The organism is Bacillus sp. M5A3_1b, from assembly GCF_053345335.1.
The window spans coordinates 62,319-77,577 of the sequence record NZ_JBKEZY010000005.1; the positions used below are offsets into that span (position 1 = coordinate 62,319).

12 protein-coding genes and 1 pseudogene are annotated in these 15,259 nt (G+C 35.4%); 11 read left to right on the plus strand and 2 right to left on the minus strand.

Annotated elements, in window-relative coordinates; all coding sequences use genetic code 11:
* Nucleotides 1–11: 11 nt before the first annotated feature.
* The 5 genes from ACLBWW_RS15305 to ACLBWW_RS15325 are packed head-to-tail and all read left to right on the plus strand — an operon-like array spanning nt 12 to nt 6,344.
* The gene (locus tag ACLBWW_RS15305) at nt 12–1,118 is read left to right on the plus strand and encodes an ATP-binding protein (RefSeq protein WP_098631069.1); all 1,107 of its coding nucleotides are present in this window, start codon (nt 12–14) and stop codon (nt 1,116–1,118) included.
* Entirely contained in the window at nt 1,079–3,385 is a 2,307-nt protein-coding gene (locus ACLBWW_RS15310; RefSeq protein ID WP_098577493.1) for a DUF5682 family protein, read from the plus strand. Before ACLBWW_RS15305 ends, ACLBWW_RS15310 begins: the two co-directional genes overlap by 40 nt.
* A complete protein-coding gene (locus ACLBWW_RS15315) occupies nt 3,375–4,481 on the plus strand; it encodes a VWA domain-containing protein (protein WP_064473344.1) in 1,107 nt (368 codons plus the stop codon). The genes ACLBWW_RS15310 and ACLBWW_RS15315 overlap by 11 nt, the downstream gene beginning before the upstream one ends.
* Complete coding sequence (locus ACLBWW_RS15320) at nt 4,457–6,094, plus strand: SWIM zinc finger family protein (protein WP_447614116.1); 1,638 nt, start codon at nt 4,457–4,459, stop codon at nt 6,092–6,094. Before ACLBWW_RS15315 ends, ACLBWW_RS15320 begins: the two co-directional genes overlap by 25 nt.
* Nucleotides 6,066–6,344, plus strand: coding sequence for a hypothetical protein (locus tag ACLBWW_RS15325; protein ID WP_447614117.1), 279 nt, complete (start codon nt 6,066–6,068; stop codon nt 6,342–6,344). Before ACLBWW_RS15320 ends, ACLBWW_RS15325 begins: the two co-directional genes overlap by 29 nt.
* 318 nt (nt 6,345–6,662) lie before the next feature.
* Here the strand turns inward: ACLBWW_RS15325 and ACLBWW_RS15330 are convergent, their stop codons facing one another.
* Nucleotides 6,663–7,091, minus strand: coding sequence for a hypothetical protein (locus tag ACLBWW_RS15330; protein ID WP_000873462.1), 429 nt, complete (start codon nt 7,089–7,091; stop codon nt 6,663–6,665).
* A 699-nt stretch (nt 7,092–7,790) separates the two neighbouring features.
* On the opposite strand from ACLBWW_RS15330, the gene ACLBWW_RS15335 reads away from it, so the two are divergent.
* Nucleotides 7,791–8,528 carry a DUF975 family protein gene (locus ACLBWW_RS15335; RefSeq protein WP_016134164.1) on the plus strand — a complete coding sequence of 246 codons (738 nt, stop codon included), beginning with the start codon at nt 7,791–7,793 and terminating at the stop codon, nt 8,526–8,528.
* Between the two features lie 213 nt (nt 8,529–8,741).
* Here ACLBWW_RS15335 and ACLBWW_RS15340 read toward each other — a convergent pair whose 3' ends face one another.
* Nucleotides 8,742–9,263, minus strand: a complete 522-nt coding sequence (locus tag ACLBWW_RS15340) for a hypothetical protein (protein ID WP_447614136.1) — start codon at nt 9,261–9,263, stop codon at nt 8,742–8,744.
* 390 nt (nt 9,264–9,653) lie between these two features.
* On the opposite strand from ACLBWW_RS15340, the pseudogene ACLBWW_RS15345 reads away from it, so the two are divergent.
* The 5 genes and pseudogenes from ACLBWW_RS15345 to ACLBWW_RS15365 all read left to right on the plus strand — a co-directional run.
* Nucleotides 9,654–9,874, plus strand: a pseudogene (locus ACLBWW_RS15345) (hypothetical protein); the annotation flags it as partial.
* A gap of 571 nt (nt 9,875–10,445) precedes the next feature.
* Nucleotides 10,446–11,621, plus strand: a complete 1,176-nt coding sequence (locus tag ACLBWW_RS15350; protein WP_447614118.1) for a DUF4272 domain-containing protein — start codon at nt 10,446–10,448, stop codon at nt 11,619–11,621.
* A 413-nt stretch (nt 11,622–12,034) separates the two neighbouring features.
* Entirely contained in the window at nt 12,035–12,982 is a 948-nt protein-coding gene (locus ACLBWW_RS15355) for a sugar-binding transcriptional regulator (RefSeq protein WP_048543254.1), read from the plus strand.
* A gap of 307 nt (nt 12,983–13,289) precedes the next feature.
* Nucleotides 13,290–13,961, plus strand: coding sequence for a deoxyribose-phosphate aldolase (gene deoC / locus ACLBWW_RS15360; protein WP_001017444.1), 672 nt, complete (start codon nt 13,290–13,292; stop codon nt 13,959–13,961).
* A 102-nt stretch (nt 13,962–14,063) separates the two neighbouring features.
* Nucleotides 14,064–15,245: a NupC/NupG family nucleoside CNT transporter gene (locus ACLBWW_RS15365; RefSeq protein WP_000876170.1), complete on the plus strand. Its 1,182-nt coding sequence runs from the start codon at nt 14,064–14,066 to the stop codon at nt 15,243–15,245.
* Nucleotides 15,246–15,259: the final 14 nt, after the last annotated feature.

The following is a 15,259-nucleotide window of genomic DNA, read 5'->3' on the forward strand; positions in this document are numbered from 1 at the left end:
GGAAATGACATATGCAGTCTATTAAACCATTAATGGAAGAATTGTATGAAATAGAATTGAATACGTTAGAAGCGAATGATTCGTTTCCAAAACCACCTAATTGGCGATTGTCACCGCGTGCTGTTCGTACGTTTATTATCGGACAAGAAGAACCGCTTCTTTTGGAAGGAGAAGAAGTGGAAATTAGCCGTAAGTTTTATGGGAATGATGCGCTTGTGGAACGAGCGATTGTTACATTAGCAGGGAATCGTGGACTTATGTTAATTGGAGAGCCTGGGACTGCAAAGACGATGCTGAGTGAGCTACTTACTGCCGCAATATGCAGAAATAGCCGTAACACTGTGCAAGGAACCGCTGCTACGATGGAAGATACAATTAAGTATTCGTGGAACTATGCACTTCTTCTTGCGAAAGGACCTGTAAGGGAGGCGCTTGTGCCAGGGCCTCTCTTCGTTGGGATGGAAAAAGGGATATTAACTAGATTTGAAGAGTTAACGCGTTGCCCACAGGAAGTGCAAGATTCATTGATCAGTGTTCTGAGCGATAAGGTGCTCAATATTCCGGAATTTGGAGAACAAGGAATTCTTACAGCAAAGCCTGGCTTCAATATTATTGCGACGGCTAACACACGCGATCGGGGTGTGAATGAGATGAGTAGTGCATTGAAACGTCGTTTTAATTTTGAAACGGTACATCCAATTCAAGATGTAAAGCTTGAAGTAAAAATAATAGAGTCACAAGTAACGCGGTTATTAAGGGCATCAGGCATCGAACCAAAAGTGGATCAAACGGTTGTTCAGCTGTTAGCGACTGTTTTTCATGAACTTCGGGAAGGGGTAACTGCTGAAGGAAAACGAATTGATCAGCCATCTTCTGTTATGAGTACTGCAGAAGCGGTATCTGTATATTATCAAAGTGCAATGGATGCGTACTATTATGGAAGTGGAGAAGTGAAAATGGATGCGCTTGTTCGATATTTGTCAGGGACGATTGCGAAAGAAAACAAGGATGATTTAGAAAAGTTACGCAGTTATTTTACAAGCATCGTTAAGGCGCGAGGTCAAATAGGAGGAGAGGTATGGAAGTCGTTTTTCGAAGCTCGCAATCAGCTGAAGTAAATGCATTGTTTCAAAGAGCTTACAATTTAGATCGGAACGTCGTATACGTGCCAATTCGCCATCATAGTCCCGCGTGCTCTTTTCATATACAAAAGATTGTTAAATGCTATAAACCAGATGCAATTCTTATAGAAGGCCCGATAGACTGTAACCCACTTATTCCGCATATTGTGAGTGCAGATAGTAAAGCTCCGATTTGTATATATTGCAGTTATGATGATAAAACGAATGTGCTTGAAAGAGGAGAAAGTGGAAAGTACCGTGCGTACTATCCCTTTCTCGATTATTCGCCAGAACTTGTCGCGCTACGAAAAGGCGCTGCACAGAACATTCCTGTTTCATTTATTGATCTTCCTTATAAAGAATATTTGTTTTTAACGAAAAATAAGGAAGAGAATGGGAAACATGATGAGCAATATTTCTGGCATAGCCAATATGTCCGTATGCTTTCGGAAAAAACCGGGTGCCGAAATTTCCATGAGTTTTGGGAGAAATACTTTGAGTTGCAAGGCTTTCATATGACGAGCGAGGAGTTTGTCCGTCAGTTATTTCATTATTGTTATTATACACGCGCGGACTATACGCAGGGGATGTTGACAGAAGACGGTTGTGAAGCCAGGGAGATACATATGGCAAGAGAAATTGAAAAAGCGCGTAAAGTGTATGACAAGGTGCTCGTTATTACTGGAGGCTTTCATGTGAAAGGGCTTCTTGAATTGGAAGGGAAAAAGAAAAAATTGCCGAAAAGCCCGTTTCCTAAATTGTATGCTAAAAACTATCTTATGCCGTATTCCTTTTTGGAAAGTGATCAGATGCGTGGCTATGAGAGCGGAATGCCTGCACCTGCTTTTTACCAACATATTTGGGAGAACAGCGATGAATCGGTAGCTGAGCAATTTATGATACGAATTGCTAGACAGCTAAAGGTAGAAGGAATATCAATGGCAGATGAGATTGAGGCTGCACGAATGATACGTGAACTTGCACTGCTTCGTGGAAAGATGCAACCCGGATTGTATGAATTAATGGACGCAGTGCGCAGTACATTTGTGAAAGGTGAGATATTCTCGGCCAATAAGCCTTTAGCATTGCTTCAGAAGAGTTTGCAAGGGACAAAGCGTGGGGAATTGTCAAAAGAAGCAGATGTGCCGCCGCTCGTGCATGATTTTCGTGCTTCTATTCGGTCGTTTCGTCTACCGGCCCGTTCAACTGTACCGCAGGAGACGATTCTTGACATATACAAGAAAGAAAGGCACTTGCGCTTAAGTCAATTTTTTCATTGCCTCGCTTTTTTAGGAGTTCCATTTTGTGAGAAGCTACGCGGTCCTAACTTAGCTAGAAAACAGAATATTAATCTTATGCGTGAAACTTGGAAATATCGTTTTTCAGCACAAGTAGAAAGTGCTCTGATTGATATATCTGTGTATGGCGGAACGGTGAAAGAAGCGGCGCAGGAAATGCTAAGAGCAAAGATGCACAAGGCAGAGGGACGGGCTGGAGAGGTGTCCCTTTTATTGCTAGAAGCCTATTTAAGTGGTTTGTTTTCTGACTTTTCCATGTACACCCAATTTATAGATGAAGCTGTGCAAAAGGATGGAGATTTTGCTTCTATGGCAAATTGTGCTTATTATTTATCACAAATAGAAAAAGCAAATCAGCAGGCGGATTACGCTAGGAATAAAGCACTTTCGTTATTTTCTGTTTTAGATGGGGGCGAACCAGCAATTATTGCAGAAAAGCTTATCGATTTGTATACAATGAAGCCTACAGATCAGCAATTTATTGACGCATTGGAGCTTTATTTGCAAAAGGAAAAAAGAGAAAGCCAAGTAGAGGGAGCAGTATTTGGGCTGTTAACTTCTTTAGGAAAGCGGGAAATCGATGAGGTAATGCAAGTGGCAGAAGGGTATTTTTATGGAAGCGGTGATATGCAAAAGCAAGCTCCGATATTTTTGAAGGGTTTGTTTGCTGGCGCCAAAGATATCTTTTTATATAACGAATCGTTGCTTAGCGGAATGTCTCATGTTCTAGAAGAACTTGATGAAGAGATATTTCTACAAGTGTTGCCACATTTACGCCTCTTATTCAGTCAATTCACACCGCTTGAAGTGGATACGATTGCTAGACAGATTTCCAAGTTATATGGCGCTACAGAAGAAGCGATAAAAGAAGAACCAATTTCCGAAGAGATGCTGATGTATGTAATGCAGTTAGATCGGAAAGCGAAGGGGATTTTAATGAGACGGGGGCTAGAAGATGGAGAATAACATTTCTTTAAATCGCTGGCGTCTTGTTCTTGGGAAACATGCGGATGATCAAATTACATTTCAGGAAGAAGAACATGTATACAGAGAAATGGACGAGATGCTGGACTTTTTGTACGAGAGAGAACGCGGAGAAGAGCGCGGTGGATCCTTAGATCCCTCTCAGCTAACAGTGCCGACTTGGATTTCGAAAGTGCGGGAGTTATTTCCGAAAGAAACCATTGAAATTATGGAAAATCATGCGTTAGAGAAATATGAATTAACAGCTCTATTACAGGATAAGCAAACGCTTGAAAAAATGGAACCGAATATGAATTTATTAAAATGCATTTTACAATTTAAAGATTATGTAAAACCGGATGTATTGGACACAGCTAAACGTATTGTAGCGAAAGTCACTGAGGAGTTGCGTCGTAATTTAGAACAAGAAGTGACGCACGCATTAAGCGGTAGACCGGATCGAAATCGTTCTAGCCGCGTGCGCACGATGCGTAACTTTGATTTTAAGAAAACGATTCGAAAGAACTTAAAGTATTTTGACAAGGAAACAAACGCCATTCATATTGAAAAACCGTACTTTTACGCTGCCACTAAACATGTTAGCACATGGCGTGTAATCCTCGCAGTAGACGAGAGTGGAAGTATGATTGATTCTGTTATCCATAGCGCAGTTATGGCGGGTATTTTCGCAAGCTTACCGACGATTAAGACAGATTTGTTCATCTTTGATACAGCTGTTGTTGATTTAACGGATCGTATTGATGATCCGGTGGAAACGCTTATGAGTGTACAGCTTGGTGGAGGAACATATATTGCTCAGGCGCTGCGTTACGCAACGAATAAAATCGAGATACCTCATAAAACAATTGTCGTACTTGTAACGGATTTATATGAAGGCGGTAGTTACAATGAAATGTACCGAGAAGCGATGAAGATTGTAGAATCGGGAGCAAAGCTGATTGTACTTACTTCTCTTGATCCGACTGCACAGCCTTTTTATGATAAACAGGCAGCAAAAAAAATGACAGCGCTCGGTGCTCATGTAGCAGCATTAACACCAGGGAGGTTGGCGCAATGGATTGCAACAATCATTTCTTAAATGTTCTTTCCGCTATTGATGAAACATATTTAATCGCCATGTCCAACAAAGGAACATATAAGAGAGCAATGAAGGATTTGGCTGCTGCAACAAATATCAAAATAGATTTAGAAGAGGATGCAGCGCAAGTGCATCTTGATGATGAAACTACTGTAACGTTTACGGGAGATATACGCAGTTACTCCTGCACTTGTGAAGCGCGCTCGATTTGTAAGCATGTCATTATGGCTTTATTAGAAGCAAAGAAGATGTACGAAGGTGAAGAAAACATAAAAGTTGATTTCTCTGCCCTTTTGAATGTGAACGTTAGCAATATTGTCTCCGAAAAAATGTGGGCTGAAATGATGTTCCGCGAAACATTTCAGCAAAAGTTTGTTTTGGAAGAGGAGGGGGCTTTAATTGCCTCCTTTCCAGAAGAGGATATAACGGTTCGCTTTCTGACAGCTGAATCGATAGCTGATGCGATTTGTACATGTAAAGCAGAGGGAATATGCCGGCATAAGGCGGAAGCAATATATTGGTATCAAAAAGAGAGAGGAATTTCACATGAAACGAAACAGGTGCAATTTCTTATTATTGAGTCGGATAAGCTATCTATTTTCAAAGAGATGATTGAGCAAATTGTTCACTTTGGATTAACACGTCTTACAGAAAAAACAATTTATGAAATAGAACAACTTTCTGTAAAAGCGCGTTCTTTGAAACTGGCAAGGTTAGAAAATTTATTTCGTAAGCTAGGGACTGATATTAGGCTATACCGAATGAAACATGCATCTTTTCAAATGGCATCCTATCGGCAAACGCTGTCCGCGATTTATGAATACATTGTGTTGTTAGAAAATCACCGTCTGCAAGAGAGTCCGTATCGTTCGGAATATTATGAAGTTCCACCGCTAACTTTGCATGCCTTTGGCGCATTCGGCTGGAAAACGAAGTCCGGTTATGTTGGTGTGACATATTATTTCTATAATCGAGAACAGGAAAAGTGGATCACATACACACAGTCACGTCCCATGTTTTATGAAGGGAGCAACACAACTTCTGAAGACCTCCATGAAAAGCAAGTTCCATGGGGGATTGCAGGGAAGGGATACGAACTGTCTCGTTCATCTCTTGGGTTGAAACATGCAAAGCTCAACGCCGATTTCCAATTGTCATCTAGCTCACAGACAGTAGGGGAAGTAGACGGAAAAACAAATGTAAGAGAGTGGCAATCGCTCTTTATAACCTCATGGGAAGAACTACTAAAAAAAGTAAAAGCGAACAGGTTAGAGGCAAGTAAACAAGGAGTCTTTTGTATCGAATTTGCTGAGATGGAAGAATGGGAGTTTCAGAAGCAAGAGAGAAAATGGATTATACCTCTTATTGATAAAAAGGGGAAAGTATTACAAATGCAAATGATGAAACAACCAGACAATGAGCGGACGATTCGACTTGTAAAAATATATTTGGACTCATTACATGTAAAGAGAATGCTAGTTCATCCTTATCAGGAAGGAACAAAGCTCGTAGTTACACCTGTTATTTTATATACAGAAGTAGGAGAAATTATAAATATTACACTTAATGAAGGGGAAACATTTTATGATAGAGTTAGTGCGCATAATCGATGAATTGGAACAAGCTCTAGATGAGATGCTTGTCTCAGGAGCAGGGACGGTACCTTCTTCTTTTTTTCAAGATATAAAACGAAAATGCGAAAAGTATGGTCTTTCTTATGCAGCCGCGCAACTACTTGTCATAGAGGAAGAACGAAACACGGCACGCTTTCTTCATAAAGAAGAAAAAGGGAAATTGACGGAAGCGTTTTGCAAGTTGCAGGAATATATTCAAGTTGTAAAGGCTGAAATGCTACATTTATAAAGATGTGATTGAATAGGAATTTAATTTATCGCGTATTAACGGGCAATAAAATTCCTACCTCAAGATTTAGAGAAGCGCAAGGAAGATAGGAACTGTCCGTAAAAGCCCGAATGTTTCAACTAATAATGAGTGGGGAATAAAGAATCCCCCCACTCATTACAGTTTGGCTTTATTCATCATATTAGCAGTGGAGAACAAGTAATCGGAATACCCAAGCCTAGACACCCTGACTTTGAAGAAACTTTCTAAACACCTAATCAGTATTTATCGAAAGTCCTTTCGGATAAGAAACCTGTTGATTTGTTATTAAAACGATTATTAAGCCGTTGTAAACCAATATACGGAAAAATAACTTTCTTCCGTTTCCATAACAAAAAATTCATCATTCCACTCTGGTTCATAAGCATAAGCAATTCGGATTCCTTTAATAGGGAACTCGATAGGTTTAATAAGTGGGGCATATCTGTTTCTCAATTCTGTGAATTCTTCTTGGGATATTGTTTTCAGTTCTTCTTGTTCAGCTCTAAATTTTTGTTCGAATTCCCAAATAGGCATATCTTTAACGTGTTTTCCTTTATACCAAAACCAATGCGTATTTCTTCGTTCAATGAATTGGCATGTTGCTGCAAAATCTTCCAAGGTTTTAATCGTGTCGTAACTGTTTTTTCCTTTGCTATGTTCAAAAACATATATTGTCTCTTCACCACAGCTTGATAATTCATCATCTTCTATTACAAAATATTTCATATGTAACATCTCCTAGCTTCTTGTCTTGTAAATAATTAATCTTTTTCTATACCATATTGAACAAGAATAAAAACTAAAAAACTGTTTATGTAAGAATGGATACATTTTTGTTGGGGTTTTCTATATAAAATTATATATATGTTAGCTAGTTTAGCACATTATTAACGTAAGTGCGGATTATGATGAACTGGATAAAATTATTCACGATTTTAACTCATTGTAAAATATGGAATATCGTAAAAAACTTTTTGCAGACTTAAATCTAATTTTGCACATAGAAGATTGTGGTATGGTTCACGTACTTATTGAAAAATATGGTAAGAGAAAGATGCATGAAGAAAAACTGAAATGGCTAATTCCGAGTGTTTTTGATCATTTCGAACTTAATTAAAGCTATTATAGAATGATTTCAGTTTGGTAATGGATTTTATGTAGCAAGTATATTCATCACGGTGTTTTAAATAAATTACATGATTAATAGATTGAAAATAAACATACTAAAATTAGTCAAGTAGTGTTAAAAAAACATTAGAAGTACTGAATTTGATACTTACTTAAAAATAACACTTTTGGAACAGTTTCACCATTCATTTAGATATTAACGGAATTATATATAATAAAAATTTTGTTAAAATACGTTATTATTCCTTGTGTAAAAGTAATTCATATAAAAGGAAAAAATTGAAAGGTAGGATCAAAATGATTAGTGGCTTAAAAAAAGCGGCCGTATCTTCATTAAAAGACAAATGGGGATTGGCGGTATTGTCATCGTTTCTTTATCATATTATTTCTAGGGTTTGTATGCTAATTATAGGATTTCCACTGTTGTTTCTTGGTATCTTATTAAGTGAAATAATGAATTCTAGTTTTTCCATTTCAGGAGACGAAAAGTTAAATGCAGCAGGTGCTTTTTCTTATTTACTTGTTTTTGTTGTTCTATTTATTTGTTTAATAGGTGCACAAGGCATTATGAATTATGGGTATCTTAAAGTTACATTGCGTTTAGCGAAAAAAGAATCTACTACAATTGGTGAGTTATTTGAAGGATTTCGAAAAAGTAATGTGTTTAGATCTATAAAGGTGACTACTTTAATGACTGTATACACACTTTTATGGAGTGTATTATTAATTGTACCAGGTATTATAAAATTTATCTCTTATTCTATGGCCTACTATATTTTGTTAGATCATCCAGAATATACGGCGAGTGAAGCAATTAAAAAGAGTCAAGAACTGATGAAAGGACATAAATTAGATTTATTCCTGCTATCGTTAAGTTTTATCGGATGGTTTATTTTAGGGATTATCATCGGATTTTTCACATTTGGTATCCCGTTTCTTTGGATCTATCCATACTACATTACAACAGTATCGCATTTCTACTTGAAAATAGTGAATAGAGATACTGTTATGGAGGAAAAAAAGTTAACTGTTTGATTTTAATTTTGATTCGAAATATTGTATGTATCTTGATTTTATGACAAACACAAAGACTCCATTTTGAAAAAGGAATGATTAAAATGGAGTTCTTTCTTGAAAAGTGGTGTAAAGATTTTATAAAAAAGTTTGATTGTTTTGTTATCTGTTATTTCATTGACGCCCCCATAACTTTAAGTGCGCTTCTTCATAATCATAATAGTTGTAATCATTTTAATCATATATTCCCCATTCAAACAAAAAATAATGGCTATCAGATTGTCCGAATATGCAATCATAAACATATCCCTTTTGTACTTGTATTGTTTCAATATGATTCAATCTAATTAAGAGTTCTTTAATAACTTGTTCTGGTACATTCACATCAGCTAAATCCCTTTTAAATCTACTTATAAAATCATTTTTGTTTAATAACTCTAAGCTATTACATACTCTTGAATAGTATGCGTTAATCCAGAAATCTTTTAGTGCGGTTAGCCATTGTTTATCTGAAGGGTCTGGTTCATCAATAATATCCCAGTTCTCTCCATCGAACAATTCTTTTTTAAATAGTGCAGAAAATGCCTCTTGAATAGTATCAAATTGATTTTTTCTGGCAAATATTAAGTCTACTTGCTTCACATGTTTATCTTTGAATTCGTATACGTCGAATGACAAATTTGATAATCTTACTTTTGCGATCTGTCTGGCAAATAAATTGAGATCATCAAACAATTTTTGAATTTCTTTATTCATCATAATCCTCACCCCTTTTTTTAGAGTTCTGGTATCTTAATTGTTGATATTTAATTAATCCGTGTTGTTGGTCCACTAAGAAAAAATGAAGTGTAAGTAATTCCTTAATTGAAAGAGACAAAATATCGTAAATTTATTTTAAAAACACAAATACAACTTTTCAGTCTACAACTATTTTTTAACAGTCTAATACTTTATTCTATAGTCTAAAACATTTTTTAAATGAAATAAATATTAGATCCTTTTTTATTTGTAATACGGCAAGGACTACTTTATTGGAGCGTTTATGGGAGTAGAACATCGCTTAAACGCTAAATATTACAGAGTAAATAAGGGGGAATCTGGAGGGAAAACATTTTCTATAAACTTTATACACGTTATCATATTTTCAGCAAGTCAATGAAGAAAAATTCAGAAGAGTTAAAAGAATTATCTAAACTTTATTTAGAGTTGATGGAAAAATAAGTAGGTTATAGTGTGGACAAAAAGATTTCCCAGTACAATATAATGTAGGTAAAGTGATGATTTATGTAAAAGATGGGGTGGAAATCATACAAGGCGGTTTAGATAAAGGTGAAAAAATGGAGGTTGGTATAGGTAGTGAAAGGTAAGAGACAGCTTCTAAGTTAATAGATGCAGCAAACAAAGAAGCAAAAAATCTAAGTAACCTAACTGTAGGGAAGTGTGATATATCTACAGACTATCCCATAATTAGTGCAACAAAAAATGCAGTTAAAGAGGTAATAGTAAGGGAACTCAATTTAAGTAGATGTAGAATATAAAAGTTTTATACTGGATTTAAGTATAGAGTTATAAAGTAAATTATCTACAGAAAAATTTTATGAATTCTAAAGTTTAATGCATGATAAAAATCCAGTTCAAAGCTTTTTGATTTCACATATATTCTAAAAAATAACTATTACCAACCTACTAAAACAGAGGTAGCACCACATCGCTATCAAGCTAAGAAAAGCAAATAGCTCCTTTAAGTTGATGGGCATTTAGCAATACTCCAAACTGGATAGTATAATTATTTATAATAACAACTAAGAGAATCAAATAGATTTTAGTTGAGGAACAAGTCATAATAAAAGGCTGTTTAATATATTAAATAGTTTATGTTCTTTTGTTTTTCTAAATTTAATAGCTAAGAAGAATATAAGAATTAGAGGAGGGAGAAAATTGAGGTTTTTTACGATATTTGCATCAAGGAATGATACAAGTGATGTAGAAGGTTTCATTACTCAAGTTTTCCAAAATGGATTCAAGGTTGAACGAAATAAAAATGAATATACCATTCAATCGAAAAGACTATTTGGCAAAAATAAAATTATTATTCGGGTGGATTCTGAAGAATCAACTCCTGATTATTTTTCCAATAATATTCCTGGAATGATGCACATGTACGATCAAATTGAATTTCAAGAAGAACATCTTAAGAGGATGGTTTTGGCACAAATTTCTGTAATTAATACCATAATTGCTATAGAGACGAAGAAGGATTATAGTGATGAATACGTGGAGTTGTTTCTTAAATTACTTAATCAGGTAAACGGTATTGGTTTTATCCCTGATCGAACTCTCATCGGGAATGATGGAAAAGTAATTGTATTTCCGGATGGATCCTCTGGTCCTTCAGAATTTACTCCTCAAGCATGTACGAACAAAATAATGGGACAGAATAATACTTCTACCGATGGGGAGAAAAGAAAACAGAAAGCGATAAGCTACCTGCAAGATAAAGGGATTCCATATATCGAAGGATTGCCTCAATTGCCTCCTTTGACAAGTACTCAGTTAAGAAATCGAGAAGAGATTACGAAGAGAGCGGTAGCTTTGTTGATTGTCATACAATATGCTTGTGATGTTGCCCAAGAAGGAGATTTGAAAATTTCCAAAGAGTTTGTCATGGGGCTGCTGAACAAATTTGATGTGATTGAATCATTAACGAGGCAGGAAAGAAATTTCCTAAATTCAGAGAAACCTGATGTGAAAGAAGCGATACAGATTGCATGGCAGTATGAAGCCCAATGGGTTTTACTTTGGTCAATTGGTCTCGTGAATACACTGAAATTTCCGAAAGAAATCTGTGACTGTCATTATGCAATTAAACTTGTTTCTGATTGTAGTTCTTTTAATGAATTTTATCAACAAACAAGATTGCGAAGTGCAGAAGAGATTTTGGATGAGGCCGACCTCGTTTATCGGCTTCATTGGGCTTGTGTACATGATAGAATTAATGAGAGAGAAGCAACTGCAGGTATGCAGGAAAGTATTGTTATTGAAAGACGAAGGGGCTTGTTTTGGTTAATCAATTATAAAAATGAAGATTGGGATTGCATCTCCATGGATACATAATCTATATTCTTTGTTCTGTACAGCTTTTGTATTTTAGATAATAAAATTATTGCTTCATCAGTTCAATCTCTTACAGAAAAACGGACGGAAATTCCATAGGTATGAGAAAAAACAGTCTTTAATATCCTAGGCCTCATATACAACTTTTCTATGTTAAATAACTTGATTCGTACATTTTGAACGGATTTGTTATCGTTACTGCAGAAAAAGTATGAATTAAATATTACTTGATTTACATGTTTCAAGCGTATCTATATTGAGTTTGTAAATCTACACAATAAGTTTTCATTATATATAATAAGTGTAGTAGAAGTTCAGTTAGATAAAAATTCGGTAGTCGAATTTTTTTGCATAAAGCTGTATAATGCTTGTAACGAAAAGGAAATACAGGAAAGGATATGTAATGAGTTACTATGGATAAAGATAAACAACAATTAAGCGTTGAAGTTGCAAGATTATATTATCAATCAGATTATAGTCAGCAAGAAATTGCTAATAAATTAAATATTTCAAGACCGACTATCTCTAGATTATTAAAGTACGCGAAAGAAAAAGGATTTGTTCAAATTAGCATAGCCGATCCATTTGCTGATTTAGATAACGTTGGAAATTTACTGAAAGAAAAGTACAACTTGTTAGAGGCGCATGTCGTTTTTTCACCAGTGCCAGAATATGCAACGATTACAGAGTATATTAGTAAATATGCAGCTGAGTATATGGAAAAGACGGTTAAAAACGGTGATATCGTTGGTGTAAGCTGGGGAATGACGATGTATGAAATCGCTAGAAAAATCGTACCGCAACATGTAAAAGGTGTAGAAGTTGTTCAGTTAAAAGGTGGTATTAGTCATTCGAGTGTAAATACATATGCGAATGAAACGATTGCTTTATTTGCAGATGCTTTTCAAACGACACCAAGAAATCTACCCCTTCCAGTTATATTTGATAATGCAGTGACAAAAGAATTAGTAGAGCAGGATCGACATATTCATCACATTATCGAAATGGGGAAACAAGCGAATGTTGCAATTTTCACTGTAGGAACAGTGAGAGACGAAGCACTATTATTCCGATTAGGTTATTTCGATATGGATGAAACGAATTTGCTCAAAAAACAATCGGTCGGTGACATTTGTTCACGTTTCTTTGATGGAGACGGAAAGATTAGTAGCGAAGAGATTAATCAGCGTACAATTGGAATTGAGTTAGAAGAACTGAAATTAAAGAAACGTTCTATTTTAGTTGCTGGTGGTAATAGAAAAATAAAAGCAATTGATGGTGCGTTACGTGGCGGGTATGCAAATGTATTAATTATCGATCAGCATACAGCAAAAGAATTGTTACATTATCAAAAAGGTTAGAAATAAAAGGCTTTCTCAAGGTGTTAATTTTGAGAAAGCCTTTTATTTTGTTATGTATGAATTATGGGAGTGTTTTTTGAATACAAATTGCCTTTTTAAAAATAATTATGGATATTGAGATACATACTACCATTGTTAATATAAAAGTTTTGATTTTAAATATGAATTGTTTCTTAGTTAGAATGCGCTTTATTTACTATTGAAAAATTCCTTTCCGAAAAGAATGAACAAAATTTCAAAAGTGTATTTACATTTGTTCAACTAAGAGTTAGAATGAAGTTGTTAAAAGATATGAGGAGTGAAGATAATGAACATTGCAAAGTTAATTGACCATACAATTTTAAAAGCTAATACTACTAAAGAAGATGTTATGAAAGTAATCGAAGAAGCAAAGGAATATAAATTCGCTTCTGTTTGTATTAATCCTACATGGGTGAAGCTAGCTGCTGAAGAATTAGCTGGACATGATGTAGATGTTTGTACTGTAATCGGTTTCCCATTAGGAGCAAGCACTACTGAAACAAAAGCTTTCGAAACAAAAGATGCTATTGCAAAAGGTGCAACTGAAGTTGATATGGTAATCAACGTAGGCGCTTTAAAAGATGGCGATAACGAGTTCGTTGAAAAAGATATTTATGAAGTAGTACAAGCAGCAAAAGGAAAAGCTCTTGTAAAAGTAATCATTGAAACTTGCCTATTAACAGATGAAGAGAAAGTACGCGCTTGTGAATTATCAGTAAAAGCTGGTGCTGACTTCGTAAAAACTTCAACTGGATTCTCAACTGGCGGAGCAACTGCTGAAGACATCGCATTAATGCGCAAAACAGTTGGACCAAACGTTGGTGTAAAAGCATCTGGTGGCGTTCGTACACGTGAAGATGCAGACAAAATGGTAGCTGCTGGAGCTTCTCGCGTTGGAGCAAGTGCTAGTGTTGCAATCGTATTAAATGATGCAAAAGGTGCTACAGATAACTACTAAACATTAATGAAGTCAAAAGCAATAGATACACAAAGTAAAGTGTATCTATTGCTTTAACAATTGAAAAAAATGTAAGCGGATACGAATGGGAGGAGACGGCTTATGAAATATTTAATCGGTATTTTTGGCCTCGTATTGATTTTAGGTATCGCTTGGCTTGCTAGTAATGATAGAAAGAAAGTCAAATATCGCCCAATCATAACGATGGTTATATTACAATTCATTTTGGGGTTTTTATTATTAAATACAAGTGTAGGGAATATATTAATTAGCGGAATAGCAGATGGTTTTGGAGAGCTATTAAAATATGCCGCTGACGGTGTGAATTTCGTATTTGGTGGATTAGTAAATCAAAAAGAGTTTTCGTTCTTTTTAAGTGTATTAATGCCAATCGTATTTATATCAGCTTTAATAGGTATTTTGCAACACATTAAAGTATTACCTATTATTGTGAAATCTATCGGTCTAGCATTAAGTAAAGTAAATGGGATGGGGAAACTAGAATCATATAATGCTGTTGCTTCTGCGATTTTAGGACAATCTGAAGTGTTTATTTCAGTTAAGAAACAACTAGGGTTATTGCCAGAGAAAAGAATGTATACATTATGTGCATCTGCAATGTCTACCGTTTCAATGTCTATCGTTGGATCATATATGGTGTTATTAAAACCGCAATATGTTGTAACCGCTTTAGTGCTTAACTTATTCGGTGGTTTTATTATCGCTTCTATCATTAACCCTTATGAAGTTACTGAAGAAGAAGATATGTTAGAAGTACAAGAAGAAGAGAAAAAGACTTTCTTTGAAGTATTAGGGGAATACATTATAGATGGATTTAAAGTTGCGATTACAGTAGCAGCTATGTTAGTCGGTTTCGTTGCTCTTATCGCATTCATTAATGCAGTATTTAAAGGTGTAATCGGTATTTCATTCCAAGAAATTCTTGGTTATGTATTTGCACCATTTGCATTTATTATGGGTGTACCTTGGCATGAAGCAGTTAATGCCGGAAATATTATGGCAACAAAATTAGTATCAAATGAATTTGTCGCTATGACAGATTTAGCACAAGGAAACTTTAATTTCTCAGATAGAACGACAGCGATTATATCTGTATTCTTAGTTTCATTTGCAAACTTCTCTTCAATTGGAATTATTGCAGGGGCAGTTAAGAGCTTAAATGAAAAGCAAGGGAATGTAGTCGCAAGATTTGGCTTGAAATTACTTTTCGGTGCAACATTAGTAAGTTTCTTATCAGCAACAATCGTAGGCTTATTATTTTAACAGATTCATATCAT